This window comes from Solibacillus sp. FSL R7-0682 (genome assembly GCF_038005985.1).
GTDB lineage: Bacteria > Bacillota > Bacilli > Bacillales_A > Planococcaceae > Solibacillus.
Genome location: NZ_JBBOUI010000001.1, coordinates 835556 through 856177, shown reverse-complemented (window position 1 = coordinate 856177; position 20622 = coordinate 835556). Strand labels below are relative to the sequence as shown.

General features: G+C 35.2%; 16 protein-coding genes and 1 pseudogene. 10 read left to right on the top strand and 7 right to left on the bottom strand.

All coding sequences use genetic code 11. The features are described 5' to 3' along the window. The first annotated feature begins 21 nt into the window (after positions 1-21). From MKZ17_RS04290 to MKZ17_RS04280, 3 genes are all read left to right on the top strand, one after another. Entirely contained in the window at positions 22-1092 is a 1071-nt protein-coding gene (locus MKZ17_RS04290) for an ABC transporter ATP-binding protein (protein WP_340722564.1), read from the top strand. Positions 1093-1101: 9 nt separating this feature from the next. Continuing rightward, positions 1102-2823 carry an ABC transporter permease gene (locus MKZ17_RS04285; RefSeq protein ID WP_340722563.1) on the top strand — a complete coding sequence of 574 codons (1722 nt, stop codon included), beginning with the start codon at positions 1102-1104 and terminating at the stop codon, positions 2821-2823. 272 nt (positions 2824-3095) lie between these two features. After that, positions 3096-5042 (top strand): methyl-accepting chemotaxis protein, encoded by a 1947-nt coding sequence (locus tag MKZ17_RS04280; protein ID WP_340722562.1) that lies wholly within the window; start codon positions 3096-3098, stop codon positions 5040-5042. Positions 5043-5134: 92 nt separating this feature from the next. Here MKZ17_RS04280 and MKZ17_RS04275 read toward each other — a convergent pair whose 3' ends face one another. Continuing rightward, complete coding sequence (locus tag MKZ17_RS04275; protein WP_340722561.1) at positions 5135-5971, bottom strand: aldo/keto reductase; 837 nt, start codon at positions 5969-5971, stop codon at positions 5135-5137. A gap of 109 nt (positions 5972-6080) precedes the next feature. Between MKZ17_RS04275 and MKZ17_RS04270 the strand changes: the two genes are divergently transcribed. After that, positions 6081-6242 carry a hypothetical protein gene (locus MKZ17_RS04270; protein ID WP_340722560.1) on the top strand — a complete coding sequence of 54 codons (162 nt, stop codon included), beginning with the start codon at positions 6081-6083 and terminating at the stop codon, positions 6240-6242. 26 nt (positions 6243-6268) lie between these two features. Here the strand turns inward: MKZ17_RS04270 and MKZ17_RS04265 are convergent, their stop codons facing one another. Then, entirely contained in the window at positions 6269-7573 is a 1305-nt protein-coding gene (locus tag MKZ17_RS04265) for a DUF2252 domain-containing protein (RefSeq protein ID WP_340722559.1), read from the bottom strand. A 143-nt stretch (positions 7574-7716) separates the two neighbouring features. Here MKZ17_RS04265 and MKZ17_RS04260 point away from each other — a divergent pair, with 143 nt between their 5' ends. Then, positions 7717-8121 (top strand): NUDIX hydrolase, encoded by a 405-nt coding sequence (locus MKZ17_RS04260; protein ID WP_340722558.1) that lies wholly within the window; start codon positions 7717-7719, stop codon positions 8119-8121. An 80-nt stretch (positions 8122-8201) separates the two neighbouring features. On the opposite strand, the gene MKZ17_RS04255 is transcribed toward MKZ17_RS04260, so the two are convergent. Next, positions 8202-8699, bottom strand: a complete 498-nt coding sequence (locus MKZ17_RS04255; RefSeq protein WP_340722557.1) for a GNAT family N-acetyltransferase — start codon at positions 8697-8699, stop codon at positions 8202-8204. Between the two features lie 364 nt (positions 8700-9063). Between MKZ17_RS04255 and MKZ17_RS04250 the strand changes: the two genes are divergently transcribed. The 3 genes from MKZ17_RS04250 to MKZ17_RS04240 all read left to right on the top strand — a co-directional run bounded on the left by MKZ17_RS04250 (position 9064) and on the right by MKZ17_RS04240 (position 15295). Further along, a complete protein-coding gene (locus MKZ17_RS04250) occupies positions 9064-10749 on the top strand; it encodes a methyl-accepting chemotaxis protein (RefSeq protein ID WP_340722556.1) in 1686 nt (561 codons plus the stop codon). A gap of 359 nt (positions 10750-11108) precedes the next feature. Beyond that, positions 11109-12794: a methyl-accepting chemotaxis protein gene (locus MKZ17_RS04245; protein ID WP_340722555.1), complete on the top strand. Its 1686-nt coding sequence runs from the start codon at positions 11109-11111 to the stop codon at positions 12792-12794. 77 nt (positions 12795-12871) lie between these two features. Beyond that, entirely contained in the window at positions 12872-15295 is a 2424-nt protein-coding gene (locus tag MKZ17_RS04240; RefSeq protein ID WP_340722554.1) for an EAL domain-containing protein, read from the top strand. A 66-nt stretch (positions 15296-15361) separates the two neighbouring features. Here the strand turns inward: MKZ17_RS04240 and MKZ17_RS04235 are convergent, their stop codons facing one another. The 3 genes from MKZ17_RS04235 to MKZ17_RS04225 form a co-directional block, all read right to left on the bottom strand. Beyond that, a complete protein-coding gene (locus MKZ17_RS04235; RefSeq protein ID WP_340722553.1) occupies positions 15362-16069 on the bottom strand; it encodes an ABC transporter permease in 708 nt (235 codons plus the stop codon). Beyond that, entirely contained in the window at positions 16069-16911 is an 843-nt protein-coding gene (locus MKZ17_RS04230) for an ABC transporter ATP-binding protein (RefSeq protein ID WP_340722552.1), read from the bottom strand. The genes MKZ17_RS04235 and MKZ17_RS04230 overlap by 1 nt, the downstream gene beginning before the upstream one ends. 139 nt (positions 16912-17050) lie before the next feature. Next, the gene (locus MKZ17_RS04225; protein ID WP_340722551.1) at positions 17051-17980 is read right to left on the bottom strand and encodes a LytTR family transcriptional regulator DNA-binding domain-containing protein; all 930 of its coding nucleotides are present in this window, start codon (positions 17978-17980) and stop codon (positions 17051-17053) included. Between the two features lie 230 nt (positions 17981-18210). On the opposite strand from MKZ17_RS04225, the gene MKZ17_RS04220 reads away from it, so the two are divergent. Then, positions 18211-19089 carry a hypothetical protein gene (locus MKZ17_RS04220; protein ID WP_340722550.1) on the top strand — a complete coding sequence of 293 codons (879 nt, stop codon included), beginning with the start codon at positions 18211-18213 and terminating at the stop codon, positions 19087-19089. A gap of 75 nt (positions 19090-19164) precedes the next feature. Here MKZ17_RS04220 and MKZ17_RS04215 read toward each other — a convergent pair whose 3' ends face one another. Beyond that, entirely contained in the window at positions 19165-20202 is a 1038-nt protein-coding gene (locus MKZ17_RS04215; protein WP_340722549.1) for an NAD(P)/FAD-dependent oxidoreductase, read from the bottom strand. Between the two features lie 125 nt (positions 20203-20327). On the opposite strand from MKZ17_RS04215, the pseudogene MKZ17_RS04210 reads away from it, so the two are divergent. Further along, positions 20328-20585: pseudogene (locus MKZ17_RS04210) on the top strand (hypothetical protein); the annotation flags it as partial. Between the last annotated feature and the right edge of the window lie 37 nt (positions 20586-20622).

Sequence of the window (20622 nt, the reverse complement as noted above, 5' to 3'; positions counted from 1 at the left end):
TATAGGAGGGAGTTTTAGGTTATGAAGGCTGTTCGAATAAAAGACGTTTCAAAAAAATTTGGAAATGTACTAAGCGTGAGTGATTTAGATTTAACTATTAAGTCTGGCGAGTTTTTCACCTTTCTAGGTCCTAGTGGATGCGGCAAAACAACAACATTACGAATGGTCGCTGGATTTTACTACCCTACTACAGGAAAAATTTACTTTGATGAGCACGATGTGACAACACTTCAGCCAAACAAACGCAATATCGGTATGGTATTTCAAAATTATGCATTATTTCCTCATATGACAGTCGATGAAAATATCGCATTTGGTTTAGAAGTTCGGAAATTAAATAAAAAACAAATTCGCGAAAAAGTAGATCGTATTCGTAGCCTTGTCCACTTAGGTCCTTATGGCACACGAAAAATTAATGAATTATCCGGTGGTCAACAACAACGGGTTGCTCTAGCTCGTGCTCTAGTCATTGAGCCAGATATATTACTTTTAGATGAACCCTTATCCAATTTAGATGCGAAGCTGCGAGAAGAAACACGTATCGAAATTAAACGCATCCAATCAGAGCTTGGGGTGACAACTATATACGTTACACATGATCAAACAGAGGCAATGGCGATGTCAGATCGTATTATGGTCATGGAGAACGGTTGCGTCAAACAAATTGGGACACCACAGGAAATTTACCATCGCCCAAATGATCGTTTTGTCGCAACATTTATTGGAGAAACAAATATGTTAACGATGACCGTTCAAAACATTGAAGAGGACGTTATTACAGTCACTGATAATAATGGGCTCGTGTTAAAGGGCTTGAAGAAAAATTGCGCACATAATTTATCTGTAAATATCGGCGATTCTGTTTATGTATCGATTCGACCGGAATCATTTGAAATGGGACAAGGAGAAAATGCGATTGCCGGTACGATTGAGTTAATCGAGTATACTGGATTAAGCGTAAATTATATCCTTCATACAAACGGAGCAACAATAAAAGCAATGATACTTAGCCGTGGGACAGCAATGAAACAAGCTGGTGACTACATTGAGCTACATATTCCACCAAGTAATCTATATTTCCTTGGAGAATAGGAGGCCATTATGCCAAAACAAACAACAAAAACTTATAAAAACAATTGGTGGTCTCGCTTAACCCAATCGCCTTACTTTGTTTACGTACTAATCTCTCCATTATTTTTAGTGCTCTTAGCGTATGTCATTTATCCATTTTATACAACCTTTGTTCAAAGCTTTGCGGGTGACAATCAACTAGCTAACTATCAAAAGTTTTTTAGTTTACAAAGTACGGCCAATATAGAAGCTCTTTGGAATAGTCTATATATATCCGTCATTAGTGTCATTACTTGCGCAATCGTTGGGGTTGCAATGGCCTTTTTACTAGAACGCTATGAGTTTCCTGGGCGTAAATTACTTTCCATTCTCGTATTAGTCCCTATGGCACTACCACCGCTTGTCGGTGTATTATCCTTTACATTTCTATACGGAGAAAGCGGTATCTTCCCACGCTTATTTCAGCAATTATTTCATTTAAATGAAGTTCCCTTTTCATTAAAAGGAATAGTAGGTGTAATTGTCGTACATACGTTTACGATGTACACATACTTTTATTTGACTGCGTCTGCTGCAATTAAAGGTCTTGATCCTTCACTCGAAGAAGCGGCTACTAGCTTAGGTGCAAGTCGTATTCGTGTATGGTTGAAAGTTATTTTACCAATGCTTACCCCATCAATTATCGCTTCTTCCCTACTTGTTTTTATGGTCTCTATGGCCTCTTATACCGCACCACTTATGTTCGGTGTCGAACGGACGATGACGATGCAAATTTATTTATCTCGCACAAACGGAAATTTAGATATGGCAGCAACCCAATCGACTATTTTATCGATAGTATCGATTACATTTTTACTTATAATGCGCTGGTACCAAAATCGACGGAACTATCAAAACTTAAGCAAAGGTGTTAGTGTGCACCGATCCGAAGTAACCTCAAAGCCTTTAAAATATGTATCGGTGTTCCTTTCATTTTTAGGAACCTTAATTTTAATTTTACCAATATTAGTGCTTATCCTAATTTCCTTTTCAAAGGATGGTGCATGGACAGTGCAAATATTGCCAACTGAATACACACTCGACCATTATAAGGCGCTCTTTACAGATGAAAGAACGTGGCGCCCAATTTGGAATTCCCTACAAATGGGCTTTATCGCAACAATCGGTAATATTATTTTCGGTGTTGCAGCAGCTTATGCTATGGTACGTCTCAATTTCAAAGGAAAAACGCTACTCGATGTGTTAATAACAATTCCATGGGCGCTGCCCGGAACCGTAGTTGCCGTAAATTTGATTGCAGCCTTCAGCACTGAAAACGTATTTACATTCAATCAAGTATTAATCGGCTCATTTTGGATATTACCACTCGCTTATTTTATTCGACATTTACCACTTGTATTTAGGTCAACCTCTGCCTCACTTATGCAGCTAGATCAATCAGTGGAAGAAGCATCAAGAAGTCTTGGAGCAGGCTGGTGGCTAACGTTTAGAAAAATCGTACTTCCATTAACCTTATCTGGAGTCATTGCCGGTACATTACTTGCCTTTGTACAAAGTATTGGCGAATTCGTTGCCTCCATTCTTATTTATAGTACATCGACAATTCCTTTATCCGTTGCGATATTCCAAAAGCTTTACGCATTTAAATTCGGAACGGCCTGTGCCTATGGCGTACTACAAATTTTATTAATTTTAATTGTTTTAATCATTTCAGAGAAGCTTTCCAAAGGCTCCGCCGGCTCTGCCATTTAGATTGTATTATTATTGACCTTTAAAATAAGACCACACAATACTATTATAATTTTTAGCGAGCTATCCCTAACACTTTGGATAGCTTTTTTAATTTTTTATAAAATTTAATTATCCAATTAAATTTAATGGATTACATAAAAAAGTAATAATTCAAAAAATTATTAATCTAATAGTTCATAATATATAATAAATTCCTAATGTTTTATATGAATTTAGTATAAATTTATTATCTCACATTATTACTTTTAACTTATGCCGGAGGATGAATTTGCTTGAACTTTTTTAAAAATTTCTCAATTAAAAAGAGACTAATTATTGCGTTTGCAATAATCCTTATCATTCCTACAAGTATTATTAGCCTATTATCTTACAACAAAGCGAAAGAACAAATTAAAACAGAACAACTTTCCAATGCTGAAACGAGTATTCACTTATTAAATGAAAACATCTCAGCTTTAATTGATCCGAAATTATACGATGCTAATTATTTATCCTCAACTCTTATTAATAAAGGTGCTACAGAGCAAATTCATGCGATTTTGGCAGATTATCTTGCAACTCATCCAGAAGCATTAATTGCCTATGTTGGGACAAGTGAAGGAAAAATGATTCGTCAACCTTATTATGAGTACGATAGCTCTTATGACCCTAGAGAACGTCCTTGGTACAAACAGGCCATTTCAACAAACGAGGCAATTATAACGACTCCATATATTTCATCAAGTAGCGGTGACCTTGTCATTACTATTGCCCAAAAATTAGAAGATGGTTCTGGTGTTTTTGGTTTAGACATGAGCATTGAAACATTAAAGGAAATTGCCAATACAGTTACGATAGGTAAAAATGGATATGTAACTTTGTTAGACGGCTCCAAACAATATATTTCGAAGCCAAATACGGAAAGTGCAACAGAAGCAACAGAAAGCTACATAGAAAAAATATTCAATAAGCAAAGTGGCATTTTAGAAGATGAAAATGAACTTATCGCATTTATTACAAATGAACAAACTGGATGGAAAATTATTGGTACAATGCTAGAAAAAGAAGTAAGTACCGCAGCTACACCTATCTTAAATATTATTGGTATAGTTGTTACTATTTCATTCATTTTAGGCAGTGTGATGGTATACTTCATTATCCGTTCAATTACTCGTCCATTGCGATTATTACGCAGCCATGCTCTCCAATTAAGCGAAGGAGACCTTTCTGTAAAAATTGAAATGGATGCTAAAAATGAAATCGGGGATCTTGCGAAGGCCTTCGCCGTTATGCAACAAAATTTGAAAGCAGTAATATCTAAAGTTGATGAAAGTGTTAGTCTAGTTCACCAAGCTTCAGAAATACTAGCATCTAGTACATCTCAAGTTATTCAAGCAACGGAACAAACATCAAATGCACTATCATCAATTACAGTATTAGCAGATGAACAACTGCACAGTAATGCACTAAATGCAACTTCACTTAAATCTGTAGTAGAAAATGTCACAAGCATTGCTGAACATACAAACGACGTCTCGGGTTTAACACAGGAAGCAATGTCTCAAGCAGAAATTGGTTCAGCAACTGTTCACCGTTCTGTTAAACAAATGGCCCAAATTCAACATTCAGTTGATGAAACAGATTATACAGTACGTGCACTTTATGACCGCACGAAAGAAATAAATGCAATATTATCAGTAATTCAAGGTATTGCCGATCAAACAAATCTGCTTGCATTAAATGCTTCTATTGAGGCAGCACGTGCAGGTGAACATGGTAAAGGATTTGCCGTTGTAGCAGAGGAAGTTCGTAAGCTTGCTGAGGACTCAAAAAATTCAACAGCGCAAATCAACGAGCTAATTGTTACTATTCAAGCGGATACATCAAAAACTGTCGACATGATGCGAGTAACATTAACAGATGTTAATGAAGGCATAGTCATTTCAAACGAAAGTGCTTCCCGCTTCGATCAAATTTTAACAAGTATGCAACAGATTACACCTAAAATCTTAGATGTTTCTTCTACAACACAACATATTGTACATCGTATTCAGGAGGTTACAGCTTCAGCTGAGCTGTTAACTGAAAAGGCTAAAGAAAATGCACAATCAACAGAAGAAGTCGCGGCTTCATCCGAAGAAGTACTTGCTTCGATGGAGGAAATGGCCGCATCTGCTGAATCTCTTCAGACAATGTCTAACGACTTACAAGAAACAATCTCTCATTTTAAAATGAAATAAAAATCCCGCTGCTTTTCATAAAAAGAAAGCAGCGGTTTTTTGTCGCTCATTAATTGATGAACATGCCAGTTCGTTAAGACAGGTCTCTCTCATCAATACTCTTCAAACACCCTCGGGTCTTGATTATCGATTCGACCACTTTCCTGTGTTAACGACTCAATTGTTTCCATTTCCTCTTCCGTTAACTCAAAATCAAATATTGCTAAATTTTCTCGTTGATGCTCATAGGAGGCGGCCTTCGGAATAGCTACCACGCCAATTTGATAGTGCCAGCGTAAAATAATTTGTGCTACTGTCTTTCCTTTTTGCTCTGCGATTTTTTTAATTGTTTCATCGAAAATTACTGTGCGTGCTCTACTTAATGGGCTCCATGCCTCTGTAACTATATTTTTTGACGCATTAAACTGTCTTTGCTCCCGTTGTGTAAAGTATGGATGCAATTCGATTTGATTGATGACCGGTAAAACACCCGTTTCTTCTTCAAGACGATTTAAATGCTCTGGCATAAAGTTGCAAACACCAATCGATTTCACTAAGCCACGATTTTGCGCTTCTATTAATGCATGCCATGCTTCTACGTATTTATCTTGTTTTGGATTTGGCCAATGCAATAAATATAAATCAATATATTCTAACTGTAGTCTTAATAAGGATTCCTCAATCATTTGTAGGGCAATCTCATATTCATAGTACTGTGCACGTAATTTTGACGTAATGAAAAGCTCTTCCCGCGCAATACCAGAACGCTTTATACCTTCCCCGACTGCAGCCTCATTATCATAACGAATTGCCGTATCAATAAGTCGATAACCTTCTTGAATAGCATTTTTTACTGCTTCTGCACATTCTTCACCCTTCAAATAAACCGTTCCAAATCCAATTGTTGGAATTTCATAACCATTTGCTAACTTTTTCGTTGAAATGTTCATGTTCCTCCTCCTCTACTATCTCTTCTCTTACCGAAACAAGTATTTCATAAACATTAGCCTTTTAGAGATGATATGATAGAAGTATCTATTATTTAAAGGAGTGAAAACGTTGCTACATCCACAACAAATTACGAAAGCATTCAATGAATGTACGGAAGAAGAGGCAAAAGCTTTATTAGTCGAGATTTTCACAGCACGCAATTATAGCAACCAAGAAATGATTCAAACAATTAACGAAATTGTTATGCGATTAAATATCGAAAAGCACTAACAAAATGCCAGGCGCAATACCTGGCATTAACTCATTACTGTGCTACTCGATTCTATTTCTTTTATCCATTCACAAAACAGCTCATAATCTGAATTGACAATTTCTTTATAGCGCAAAGCTTGCAAAATTATTTTTTCTACAAACAATTTTTTCCCCTTAAAAATTTCTCGTAAAATTTCATCCTCACTATGATACGTAAATACTTCCGAATAATCGATATCGGCCCTTGCGTGAATTTTCGCTGTAATTCTCCCCATAATTCCCGTTGTTTCTATATACTCTTCCACTGATTTATAATTCTTAGGCTTTACTTTACGCTTGTATGGAGAACGCTCGCGAATGTAATATTCCTTTCCGTCCATCGTCACATAAGCTAAATGTGGATCTTCCAAATGGTGCATCGCCTTTTGCGTTCCTACAACTCGAGCACCTTGATGCGCATAGTGCTGCCAAAATACTTCGTTATAAGGGAAAAAATACGCTGGAATTGCTGTACGGACTTCCTTCATTTCTAATACTAAATTTTCAAAACCACTCGCATCTTGGCCATCCACTAATAAGTAATAACGCGCCAGGCCAATAGATGCTGTACCAGACCCATGTTTAACTGCTACATCATTAACTTTATAGTTTGGAACTAAAGCAACTATTTTATCAAAGAGCTCTTTTTCAACAGGCTGTATTTCATCATTCCATACAAAAGTACGCTCACCTTGATCATTAATAACTGTTATTTCCTCTACTATATGAGTTTGTTGCCGTTTTTCTAGCTTTTTTAAAATGCGCCTAATAGGACCCTTAGTGTTTTCTTTCGTAAAAATTAAAGTCATTGGGTCGTCCTTTTTCTTCTGAAAGCGCTCTAACTGCTTTATGTATTGCTCTATATAAGATGTAATTGCCTGATGTTGTATTTCCTCATCTATTCCTTGCTCTTCTAAATACAATGCGATACTGACACTCATGCGCACAACATCATATAAATATGAGCCTACATACCCCTCATCAAAATCATTCACATCGTAAACGATATCTCCGTTTTCATTTTGAAATGCACCGAAATTGTCCATATGCATATCTCCCATAATCCAAGTCGGGCAGTTATCCGGCGTATGAAATACGGAAGCAACTTTTGTTGTATCATAATAATACAAATAAGCGCTTCCCCTGAAAAAACGGAATGGGCTTTCAATCATTTTTTTGTACTTTTCTATCCGCTGCTCGCTAGTTAAATGCATTGTGTCCCGATCAAATTGCTCAAACACGGTTGTAAGCTGTTGTTTACGTAATAATAATCGCGTTTGCTTTACACCTTTTAATAAGTCATTTCCCATAACGCATCTATTCCCCCCATCTTTTACATATATCTTTATTTTATTATTACAATCACTTTATGCTAACTAAATTTTTAAAATATTGTGTATTTCAACCTTTTTAGTATGCTACAATTTTTACCAAAAGGGTGGGGATGAAATTAATGACTACAATTAAAGTAGCAGTAAAAGGTATTTTATTAAAGAATGACAAAATGTTAATCGTAAGACGTTCTGCTTTTGAAACATCTGGCGCTGGTACGTGGGAAAATGTTGGCGGAGAATTAGAATTCGGTGAATCATTAGAAACAGCATTAAAGAGAGAGTTTCATGAGGAAGTAAATTTATCTATAACTGTACAAAAACAACTGTATTCAACTACTTTTTTCACAAAGAAAGATCGTCAAATCGTATTGTTAACTTATCTTTGCGAAAGTCAAAATGACAATATACTATTATCTAATGACCATGATCAGTTTTTATGGGCAACAAAAGAGGAATTACTAAAGCTTTTACCTGATTCTATTATTTCAGACTACAAACAATATGGCGTTTTAGATTTACTTTAATTAAAATCTAATGTTTCTCTTCTTTGCTATTAATACATCAAAAGGGTTTGTCAACTATACTTCTAACAACCCCCCCTGCTTTACAATAATTTTGCCATATAATACTCATCTTCATATTGTCCATTAACAAATAAAGAGTCCTTCTTTACCCCTTCAATTGTAAAACCTACTTTTTTATAAAGTTGAACTGCAACTTCATTTTTTACAAGTACCGTTAATTCCAAGCGATGTAAGCCCTGTTCTTTTGCCCACCCCATGACGTGTTCAAATAAAGCTCTTCCTATGCCTTTTCCTCGACTAGTACTATGCACGCCTACGACAATATAGGCACGGTGTGCAATTCGCTCTGGTTTTTCTTGTCGAACAATCATATAACCTAATACATCTTGATTTTCACAAGCAATAAAGAGTCCACATTTATCATTTTTATGAAGGTCTTCTATATATTTAGAGACCCCCACTTCATTCACCTTTCGCTCACCTGGTGAAAATAGCATAAAACCAGATTGTTCTGCATCTTTCATCACTTCTATAACATGTTTTGCGTCCCCTATTTCAGCTTTTCTTATTTTTATCAATACTAATTCTCCTTTTTTCATCCAAATTTTCATTAAAAATATCCTACTACTATTTCCTCATATTTCTATTAGATAAACAATACTAACTATTTAATAGATTCCACCACAACAAATAAAACTATTAGTAGAACAGGGTTATTTAGCACATTAAATAAGTAAATAATGTTAATTATTTTATATTTTTTGACTAAAAACAGCCTGAAATGCGGTAGTATTAAAAAAATCAACAGTCTTAACAAATATTTAAAAATGTCGAATTTTGCGTTAAAAATGTATTTATTACTTTAAATTATTTTTTTTTCTATATACTAATGCTTGGGTAATTATACTCAATAATAACATCGAAATTTAAGGGGATAGAAAAATGTCTGTAGGTAAAAAACTTAGTTCTGCATTTTATTTAATGGTATTTCTATTATTTATTATTGTCGTCATTACATTTATTAACTTAAACAATATCGAGCAAAAGACAGATGAAGCTTTAAATAGTCGAATGGAACAAATTCGAACTGCGGACCAAATTAAATTTGGTTTATCAATGCAAGGGTTGTATGCCCGTGCATTAATGATTGATGGATCAAAAGCAAACGAAGAGAATTTTACACATTATCAAAATTTTTTAGATGAAGAAATTACTTATTTAGAAACGTTATTTAAAAGTGACACAATGGGCGGCTATGTGGATGAACTGAAAACTTATAACGAAAATTTCAATTCCGCTGCAAATTTAATGCTTAATGCCTATCAAGCTGGGGAAACAGAACATGCAATTGAAATAGTTAACACACAATTACAAGAAGCAAATGTAAATATTTTGAATACAGCTAATACCATTGTGGAATATCAACAAGTACAGCTAGACAAAATTACGAAAGAAACAGAAGTTGCGATGACAACATCAAAAGCCGTTTCTGCAATCGCTTTAATCATTAGTATTATTATTGCAATAATTCTTGTTGTATTTGTTCGTAAAACAATCGTGAAGCCATTAGAACAAGTAGTGGATGCAGCAAATTTAATAGCTGATGGTAATCTAAATGTAAATGATATATCGGTGAAAACAAAAGATGAAATTGGACAATTAGCAGCTGTCTTCAATAAAATGAAAGGAAATTTATCTGGACTTATTCGAAACATTCAAATGAATGTAGAACATTTAAGTGCTTCGGCAGAAGAGTTATCCGCAAGTACGGAAGAAGTGACAGCAACGACTGAGGATGTTACGCAGCGCGTGTCTAATACTGCTTCAGCAGCTCAAGGGTCTATGCAGGGATCTGTTGAAAGTGCTCGTGCAATGGAAGAAACTGCAATGGGCGTTCAACGAATTGCAGAGGCTACACAAACATTACATACAAGTGCAATGGATGCGAGCGAATCTGCTAAGCATGGTGGCGAAGTTATTCTTAAAGCACAAAGTCAAATGCAAACGATTAATGACTCAACAAATTCATTAAATACGCTTGTTCAAAAGCTTTCTCTACAAACTGAAGAAATTGGAAATATTACAAAAGTCATTACGGACATTACAGATCAAACAAACTTATTAGCTTTAAATGCAGCAATTGAAGCAGCACGAGCTGGAGAACAAGGGAAAGGCTTTGCAGTAGTTGCTGATGAAGTACGTAAACTTGCTGAGCAATCTAAAAACTCTGCCAACTCGATTGTTGCATTAACAAACGATATTAAAGCAGACACAGTCAATGTAGAACAAGCTGTTTCAGACTCACTTTTATCTGTAGCTGACGGGGTTAAAATTATTCATGAAGCTGGTGATTCATTCCACACAATTACGAATGCTGTAGAAAAAATAACAAATCAAATTGAAGAAATATCTGCCACTTCTGAGGAAATATCTGCTAGTGCAGAACAAGTTACCGCATCTGTAAATGAAATAGCAAACGGTGCTTCTGATGCAGCATCGAACCTTGAAATGATTGCGGCATCAATGGAAGAGCAAACTGCAACAATGGAGCAAGTAAACGATGTGGCCGTTAGCTTATCAGAAAATGCAAATGATTTGCAAGTTGAGATTCAAAAATTCCAAGTTTAACATTCAATAAAAAATCGATTCGAGTAACACTTTATTTCAGTTACTCGAATCGATTTTTATATGGTTATATACAAATAGATAACGCTCATAAAGTGCTCTATATTGCGTACTTGAAACTTTCAAGAAAATAAGCTCTTAAATAATGAATAAAATTGCACTCAGTCTGATATTACACTCTTTGATGTGTTCATGTCATTACATCGAAAAATCGTTCAACAAAAATATATATTTAATCATCGTAATCTTGAATATTAAATGAACATTACTCCCCTATAACTTTTATTTACATTACCTTCTATATAATCCTATTTAAGTAATATTTTCAAAAAATAATATATTATTAGAAAGAAGGTACAAAAATGAGCATAGGAAAAAAAATAAGTTTTGCATTTTATTTTATGGTACTTCTATTATGTATTATCGTTCTTATTACTTTTATTAACTTAGACAAAATTGAGGAAAAATCGGAGGAGGTTATAGAAAATCGCCTCACTCAAATTCGAACTGCAGACCAAATTCGTTTCGGCTTGGCAATGCAAGGTTTGTATGCGCGTGCAATGATGATAGACGTGTCAGCAGCAAATGAAAATAACTTTAAAACATACCAAACATTTTTAGATGAACAAATTGCTATTTTAGAAACAGTAGCAGATAGTAACGAAATGAAAAAATACACTGCGGACATCATCGTTTATAATGATAATTTTAACGAAGTAGCAGTTGAGATGCTAAAGGAATATCAGGCCGGTAATATTGATCGTGCCAGTCAAATCGTAAATACTTCCCTACAAGATGCAAATGTAGGTATATTAAACACTGCAAATAGTATTGTAGAATACCAACAAAATCAATTAGCTATTATAAGTAAAGAAACAAAAAATACGATTTCATCTTCTAAAATAACTTCACTTATCGTATTTATCATAAGCGTTGTCATCTCACTATTTTTAATTATTTTTATAAGAAAGACAATCATTCGCCCTTTAAATCGTGTCGTTGATGCAGCCAATTTAATCGCTGATGGTGATTTATCCGGCAATGACGTTGTAGTGAAAACAAAGGATGAGATTGGTCAGCTAGCAAAGGCCTTCAACCATATGAAACATAATTTAGCGGGGCTAATTCGGAATTTACAAGTAAATGTGGAGCATTTGAGTGCTTCTGCAGAACAATTATCCGCAAGCACCGAAGAAATTACCGCCACTTCTGAAGATGTATCATTACGAGTCTCGTCTACAGCTGAAGCGGCTAATAGCTCTGTCCAGTCATCCATTGAAAGTGCTAAAGCTATGGAAGAAACCGCAATTGGCGTTCAACGTATTGCTGAGTCAACGCAAAATTTACATTCAAGTGCAATTGATACAAGTAACTCAGCCCAACATGGTGGTGAAATTATTAGTAACGCCCGCGAACAAATGCACATCATTAACGAGTCGACTAACATTGTTAACACGCTTGTACAAAAATTATCTCAGCAAACCGATGAAATAGGTAGTATTACAAAAGTTATTACAGACATTACTGATCAAACAAATTTACTCGCCTTAAATGCAGCAATTGAAGCAGCACGTGCAGGTGAACATGGAAAAGGCTTCGCTGTCGTTGCCGATGAAGTACGGAAACTAGCCGACCAATCGAAAAGCTCAGCCAATTTAATTGTGGCGTTAACAATGGATATTAAAGTTGAGACTGCCAACGTCGAACAAGCTGTCACTAATTCGCTAGTTTCTGTCACAGACGGTGTAAAAATTATAACTGAAGCTGGGAATTCATTCAGCTCAATTACCGAAGCAGTTGAGAAAATGACCGCGCAAATTGAGGAAATTTCCGCTACTTCTGAAGAAATATCAGCAAGTGCAGAACAAGTGACTGCTTCAGTTAGTGAAATTGCAAACGGTGCCTCAGGTGCAGCAGCTAGTATGGAAATTATCGCCGCCTCTCTAGAAGAACAAACCGCTACAATGGAACAAGTAAACGATGTAGCAATCAACTTAAGTCATAACGCACAAGAATTACAAGCAGAAATTCAAAAGTTCCGTGTGTAATATAATCAAATAAATTTAAAACCGATTCAACAATAATGTTTCCAGTTGAATCGGTTTTTAAAAGGAATGAAGAAAATTTGTCTGTTAAAAAGAAAATCTATTGGCTCACAATTCTTTTAGTCTCTTTAACTATCATAATTACGTTCATTTTCAATATTTATTATACTTGGCAAAAAACCCTAGATGATCGTTATAAGGAAACTACTGCGGTAGCCAACTTACTGGACCAATCTTTACAAGGCAGCTTCGATGACTATATTCTGGATTCGAGCATTTCAAAAGAAGAAAAAATAAGTCAGCTTAATACAAAGTTACAGCCTTTTGTGGATGATATTATCATTTCCTTTGAGAATTTTGGAACCGGCTATTATGTTAAAAATTTACAATCAATTGTTGCATTTGGACCTAACTTTTCTCAAGATGGCTTAATCGATATTAAACTTTCTTCTGATGCACGAATTGTTTATGAAACAAAAAAGCCACTAAAGTTTTATAACTATTCTCAAACACGAGATGGGTACGTTGTAGCGACCATTCTTCCAATTATTCGGGATGGTGAAGTAATAGGGCATACATGGTCAAATGTGCTCTTAGACGATTTATTCACGTATTTCCAAAAGGATATTTTGGCAATGTTCGGCATCTTGTTTTTAATGCTTCTTATTGCCTTGGTCGGTTCAAGTATGATCACCAATCAATACATAAAACAATTAAAAGACTTTCGAGGACTGCTGCGACAATCGAAAGTATCTAAAAAAAGCTTAAGAAAATTCCCTCAAGAGCTAATTGAAATTTATACTGAGGTTACAACAAGTCGTGAAATGATAATGGAAAGCGAAAAACGTTTCCGAGATGTCGTAACAGCCTTTGATGAATTTGTATGGGAAACAGATTTAGACGGAAATTATACGTATCTTTCGGATCGAGTAAAGTCTATTTTGGGCTATTCTGCGAAGGAATTAATCGGGAAAAGTACCTTTGCACATATGGAAGCTCCAAATAATGAAATCATTGCTCATTATTATAAGGAGGCCATTGAAAAGAAAATTACCTTCCGCAATATTCACTTTGCAAAGAAAAATGCAATGGGCGATATCATTTATTTAAGCTGTAATGGCGTCCCTATTTTTAATGAAGACAACCATTTGATTGGTTATCGTGGTGCTACACGAGATGTTTCGTTGGAAAAGAAGCATGAAAAGGAAATTCATCTTTTAGCTTATTATGATCAAATCACGATGCTGCCAAATCGCACGATGCTAATGAAACAAATTCAACTTCTTATCGACAAGAACAAACCGTTCGCACTTCTATTTTTAGATTTAGATCAATTCAAAAGTATAAATGATTCAATTAACCATACAGCAGGTGATACATTATTAAAAATTACAGCTAGCCGCTTAAAGGAACAGTTAGTAGAAAATGATCAAATTTTCCGTTTTGGTGGTGACGAATTCATTATCACCCTAACAAATTTTAAAACGACTGAGGAACTAACACCTCGTATCCAATCGATTATTGATACTTTAGGAATGCCTGTGAAAATTAAAAATATACATCTATTTAACACAGGGAGCATCGGTATAAGCGTGTACCCACAACATGGTACAACAGCGGAAGTATTAATTAAAAATGCTGATATGGCTATGTTTAAATCAAAAGCAAATGGTCGAAATCAAGTTACTTTTTATTCAATTGGTTTTGAGAATGAAATTACGGAAAGCTTTGCTCTTGCAAATGATTTAAAAGAGGCATTAGGGACAAACCAATTTGTGCTCAATTATCAGCCACAAATTGATTTGACTACAGGTGAAATAATAGGTGCGGAAGCACTTATCCGCTGGTATCACCCGTCAAAAGGATTTATTTCACCCGAAAAATTTATTAGAATTGCAGAGGAGCATGGTCATATTATTGAACTTGGTAATTGGATTTTAAATCAAGCTTGCGCCGACCGAAAAAAATGGCTCAATGCCGGATTAGATAAATTCCGGGTAGCAGTGAATATTTCCATCAAACAGTTTGAACAACCGAACTTTGTCGAACAAGTACTTGCAATTCTCAGACAAAGTGAGCTATCCTCCCAATATGTAGAACTAGAAATTACAGAGGGTGTTGCAATGGCTGAACCTGAAATCGTTATTGAAAAGCTACAACAATTAAAGGATCACAATCTTTACATTTCAATCGATGATTTTGGTATGGGCTATTCTTCTTTAAACTATTTAAAACGATTACCTATCCATCAATTAAAAATTGACCGCTCATTTGTAATGGATATCGAGCAAAAAAATGATTTTGCTATTGTTCAATCTATTATTACAATGGCACACAGTTTGGATTTAAATGTGGTGGCAGAAGGTGTTGAAACTGAGCAACAAGCTACTATTTTACGCTCCCTTGAATGTGGCATTGCACAAGGATATCACTATTTCAAACCAATGCCAGAAGTAGATCTAGTAGAGATATTGCATCAAAACAAAGTGCTCCATGTAAATTAACTATCAAAATAACGCCAGCCAAAGGAATCGTTCACTTCCTTTTGCCTGGCGTTTTCATTTAGTCGACTAATCCATAAGTCGCTTTTTATATAGGATGACTGAAATGATTGTCACAGCTATCGTCCAAACAAGCATAATTCCTAAGCTTTCAAATGTATCTGCTAGCTTATAATCTGTCTGCATGATAGCAAGTAAATCTGCAAATTGCGAACCAGGTAAATATTGTAAAATACTTAAAAAGGAGAATTTTTCTTCAAGTGCTGCTCCAAACTGACTACCCGTAAAAATAATTAATACAGGGAAAATGGCCAATGAAGCTTCCATAACAGACTTAGAAAATAATCCACAAATTGTTCCTAATGCTGTGTACAAAATAATTGATAATACAGTTGCCGCAATAAATAACCCATAATTATCTGGTGTGTATCCTAAAAGATAAACGGTAACAGCGAGTACAACCGCTGATAATACAAACACTAACGCACTTTTTCCTAATAGCACATCAAAAATACTAGCTGGTGTCATCATTAATGAACGCAGCGTATTTTTCTCTTTTTCTTCAGCAATTAAGCATGCTTGAATAAAACTTGTAAGCATTGCAAATGAGAAATTAAGCACGAATGCTGTCATAAAGGTTTGAGTTGGATCGTCACTTCGGTAAAGTAATGCAAATAACATTGGGAAAATAATGATAATAGAAATCGAATAGTTTCTTGAAAACTCCTTGTAGTCTTTTAAAAAGATTGCTTGAATTCGTTTATATGAAATGTTCATTATAATTCACTCCCTGTTAGTTTCATAAAAATATCACCTAAGCTTGGCTCGCTCGTTTTTATTGAATCAAGCTGATTCATCGTTAACCAATGTGTAATTTGCTTACCAGACTCTTCATTCATCAATAATTCGTGAACTTGCCCATCCTTCAACTCCACATGTAGAACGCCATCTCGATGTTGCTTTTTTAATTCTTTTGGTACACCAATTGCTTGAATAACACCTTTATGCAAAATCGCCACTCGATTGCAAAGTGTTTCTGCCTCTGTCATATCGTGGGTAGTTAAAAAAATCGTCGTCCCTCGCTCATTTAAATAACGAAGACCTTTATATATATGTGCGGTATTCACAGGATCTAACGCAGATGTAGGTTCATCTAAGAAGAGTAATTCAGGCTCATGAATAATTGCACATGCAAGCGTAACACGCTGTCTCATTCCTTTTGATAATTGATTAACTCTCTTTTTGCGATCCTCTTTTAAATTGACAAATTCCAACACTTTATCAACTGAGCTTTTTGGTAATTCATACAATTGACGGAAAACCTCTAAATTTTCTTCTATTGTAAGTCGCTCATATAATCCGCTATTATCCGTTAAAATACCGAAGCGTTTCTTTTGTTTTACTGCCTGCATGTCGATTGCTGGTGCCCCAAGCACCATTGCTTCGCCCCCTGTTTGTTGAAGCTGCGCAGTCAGTATTTTTATAAGAGTTGTTTTACCTGAGCCACTAGGACCTAGAAACCCAAAGATTTCTCCTTTAGGTATTGTAAAAGACACATCCGATAATGCTTCCTTTTGATCGAAGCGTTTTTTAATATTTTGAACAGAAATTACGTTCATCTTTACCACTCCTTTAAGTTGTTACACCAATTGTAGAAAAAGAAATGAAGGATAGCCGTAGTTTTTCGTCGAAATGTACCTATTTGCCGTTGAAGTGTACCGAACTGCCACTAAATTTGTAAAAATATTTCCTAGGAAATTATATATTGAGTAAATCCCTCAAATCCTGTAGTTTCGTTCTCGACAAAGGTACAACCGAATCCTTCCCCGCATTTAATCGCAAGCTGTAACTATTTTTCGTCCAGGTAATAATTTCCCTGACTTTTTGGAGGTTTACTATGTATGATCGATGGCACCTAAAGAAGCCATATGATTTCAGTTTCTTTTCAAGCTCAATTAAAGTCATTGCACACGAATAACTTTCTCCCCCTACATGAACAAAGATTGTTCCTTCTAAACTTTCGATATAATCAATCTCTGGCGGATCAAATAAAATAATTTTTTCGTTTTTCTTCGTTGATATCTTTTCTAATTTTAAATTCGGTTGTTCATATACTCCCTCTTTTTGTTCCTCTGTATCTGCAATATCTAATTGTCTCAAGCCCTGTTCATCTAATCGGTAAATTTTATGACAGGAAATTAATGCATCCTCCAAATTCGAGGCTAAAACAATGAGCTTTTTAGTAGCACAAAGTTCATCTAATAATTCACTAAGTATTTTCCGGTCCGAATCATCTAAATAAAAATACGGTTCTTCTAGTACGATTGTAGATTGTGTAGCAAAATAAATGCGCAATATCTTAATAAACATTTGTCGAGAATACGCAACGTTTTTTATCTTTACGTGCTTAATATCCTCTAAGCCAAACTTTTCAATTAAAAAATCGACCTTATATGCACACCCACTAATTCCTATAAAAAATTTTAAAAGTTCTCTCACTGTATGACGCTCATATTCTCCTAGATTACTAGTAGATAGATAGATGTTCTCATTGCCCTTTAACTCATTTATAAGAACTAGCTTTCTTTGTACATCTGTTTGTATACCAATAATTTTATGAAGCTGTGGTGTCAAATTTATTGTAGGGATTAATAGTTTTCCTTTTTGAAATACTTCATTAATAATCACATTTACCTCCATTTAATGTAAATATATAAATATTTTTTAAAAATTCTTACATTCATTTATATTAATACAATGATTTCATTTAAAACAGTATTAGTTTATGTTGCACCTTCTCTCCATTACGCCAAACGGAAGAAGGACACTAAAAATAAAGTATTTTTTTCAGTTTCAAATCATATTGTGTAACTTGAGTAAATTTTAGCTTTTTCATTAATCTTAAGGGAGTGAAAACGTTGCGAAATACAATTTATAATATTGTAGCTTTATTTAAGTGGAGGCATAAAACCGGAGTACAAAAACCTTATGTTCACACTTTACTTCTAGCATGTATTTTCTTATTTTTATTAGCTGCATGTAATGACACGACCGATTCAAATTCGACAAACGAAAGTTCAGAGCAGCAGGTGGATACGATAGCCGATGCTGATAATACAAATGAAGAAACCGATGAAACAAATGAGGAAGGTACTTCACAGGAAGTGCAAATAGCCCCTGCTGAATGTGATGGCATCGTATTTGAAAAAGATGCAGTTATTGATGGAAATCAATTAGCCAATTGTATGATGGCCGCAATGCTAGCTGCAAAAACAGGTTCACATATCGTGCAATCAACGAGTGGGAGTAATTCAGCGGTAGACTTTAAATGGGATCCTGAATTTGCAATGAGTGTAAAAAGCGATAACATAAGCATCGTACTATATGAGGATACTGGTTGGATGCAATTAGAAGATGGTCGTTGGATTGAGGAAACTGATGATACATTAGATACAGATATATTAATAGCAACGAACACGATTAAGTTAACACGGGCATTTGCACATCCATATATGATTACACAGTACCTAGCCTTAAACTCGAAATGGAAAGTCATTGATGAATTAGATGTACCCGCCCCTGAAGCATTTAAGGATGTTGCATGGAAGCTTATACCTGAAAGTCCAATCAATTTCGAGGGAATAACAATTTCAGATGTAGAGCTCTATCTCACGGATGAATATCTTGGCGCCTATTACGTTGCAACTGCAAACATCATGAATGTAAAGGACACAACGAGTAACACCTTTACCCAATGGGGTGGACCTGTGACAATTCCTGAACCAGGTGGTAGTTAACTAAAAAAATGCTCATGCCTATTATGTAGTAGGCATGAGCGTTTTTACTTTATGAAGATTCCTTTTTTGTACTTACTATCTTCCCATTATTACTTGCGAATAAATTTCTTGATTCTTTTCTCTAAATTTTTCATTATGGGAAGAAACCATAGCATATTGGTTTGCTTCTGGTTGTATATATTTTTTAGCACTATTTACAGCAAGCACTGCATCTTGGAATGTGCCGACTAATAAATTTACTTTATCTTCATAAGCAATAATGTCTCCAGCAGCAAACAATCCTGGTACTGTTGTTTTACATTGGCCTGTACTTTGAATCAAATAGTCATTTTTTCGTTCAGGAGCGATATGTGCTGTAAAGTCTAACGAAACTTCACGGTTGTATCCATGACTAATAATAATATCATCTACTACCATTTCAAGCTTCTGACCTTGTTGAACGATCGTTACTTTTTCAATTGCCGTTTTATTTGCATTGGATTGAAGGGAGCTAATTTCAGCATTCAATAAAATTTCAACATTATGTTCGAATAATTTATTCACTTGTGCCTCATGAGCCTTAAGTTCTTCACTTCGGTAAATAACAGTTACCTTTTTAGCAATTGGTAATAATTCCACCGCCCAATCGATTGCACCATTGCCACCACCAGAAATAAGTACTTCTTTATCCTTGAAGCGATGAAGGCCATTAATCGTGTAATGTAAATTTGTCATTTCATATTTTTCGGCGCCTTCAAGTTCTAATTTAATTGGCTGAAAAATACCTCCTCCAATGGACACAATGATCGTTTTCGAATAATGTTTTAAGCCACTATCAGTTGAAATAATAAAGTAATCGTCTACTTTATCAATGGACTGTACTTTTGAATTTAAACAAACAGTTGGATTGAACGTCATCGCCTGCTCTACTAAATTTTCTATAAATCGCTCAGCAATTATCGGTGGTTGCCCCCCAACATCCCATAACATTTTTTCTAAAAAGATATTGACCTTCCCACCTAGTTGAGGCTGAAATTCAATAATTTTTGTTTTCATATCTCGCATTCCACTATAAAACGCACTATATAAGCCTGCAGGTCCTCCACCAACGATTGTTACATCATATAAATCCATCGATAACACTCCCTAAATTTTCGCTTTATATTAATTAACGTCACTCAATTGCAAATGATAATCTTTTTCATTTAAAATACTGCATTAAACAGGCAATGTCAATCATTACATAGAAAGTTTAATTTATTGTTCCAGAGGGTATTACCGTAGCGGACTTAATTGGTCGAGGTCGCTTTCCTTACCAATCTTTATTTAGCGGTTGGTCGAAGGATGATTATGAGGCAGTCGATGGCGAGTTAATTGCGGAAGGTGCTCCATCTAAAATTATTACAAGTGAGCTTATTAAGGAGACGTTTGATTTAGACTGTATGGTAATTGAGGATCCGATTTCTGCAACTCCTCTAGTAGTACCAATTGGCCGTGATCATGCACATCTAAAATAATGAACAAGGGCAACAGTCACACTAACTTGTGTAATGT

Bases quoted from the DNA above. Each gene is read 5' to 3' on its own strand.
- MKZ17_RS04290 (WP_340722564.1), top strand. From the start codon at position 22: ATGAAGGCTGTTCGAATAAAAGACGTTTCAAAAAAATTTGGAAATGTA.
- MKZ17_RS04285 (WP_340722563.1), top strand. From the start codon at position 1,102: ATGCCAAAACAAACAACAAAAACTTATAAAAACAATTGGTGGTCTCGC.
- MKZ17_RS04275 (WP_340722561.1), bottom strand. From the start codon at position 5,971: ATGAACATTTCAACGAAAAAGTTAGCAAATGGTTATGAAATTCCAACA.
- MKZ17_RS04265 (WP_340722559.1), bottom strand. From the start codon at position 7,573: ATGGGAAATGACTTATTAAAAGGTGTAAAGCAAACGCGATTATTATTA.
- MKZ17_RS04260 (WP_340722558.1), top strand. From the start codon at position 7,717: ATGACTACAATTAAAGTAGCAGTAAAAGGTATTTTATTAAAGAATGAC.
- MKZ17_RS04250 (WP_340722556.1), top strand. From the start codon at position 9,064: ATGTCTGTAGGTAAAAAACTTAGTTCTGCATTTTATTTAATGGTATTT.
- MKZ17_RS04245 (WP_340722555.1), top strand. From the start codon at position 11,109: ATGAGCATAGGAAAAAAAATAAGTTTTGCATTTTATTTTATGGTACTT.
- MKZ17_RS04235 (WP_340722553.1), bottom strand. From the start codon at position 16,069: ATGAACATTTCATATAAACGAATTCAAGCAATCTTTTTAAAAGACTAC.
- MKZ17_RS04230 (WP_340722552.1), bottom strand. From the start codon at position 16,911: ATGAACGTAATTTCTGTTCAAAATATTAAAAAACGCTTCGATCAAAAG.
- MKZ17_RS04215 (WP_340722549.1), bottom strand. From the start codon at position 20,202: ATGGATTTATATGATGTAACAATCGTTGGTGGAGGACCTGCAGGCTTA.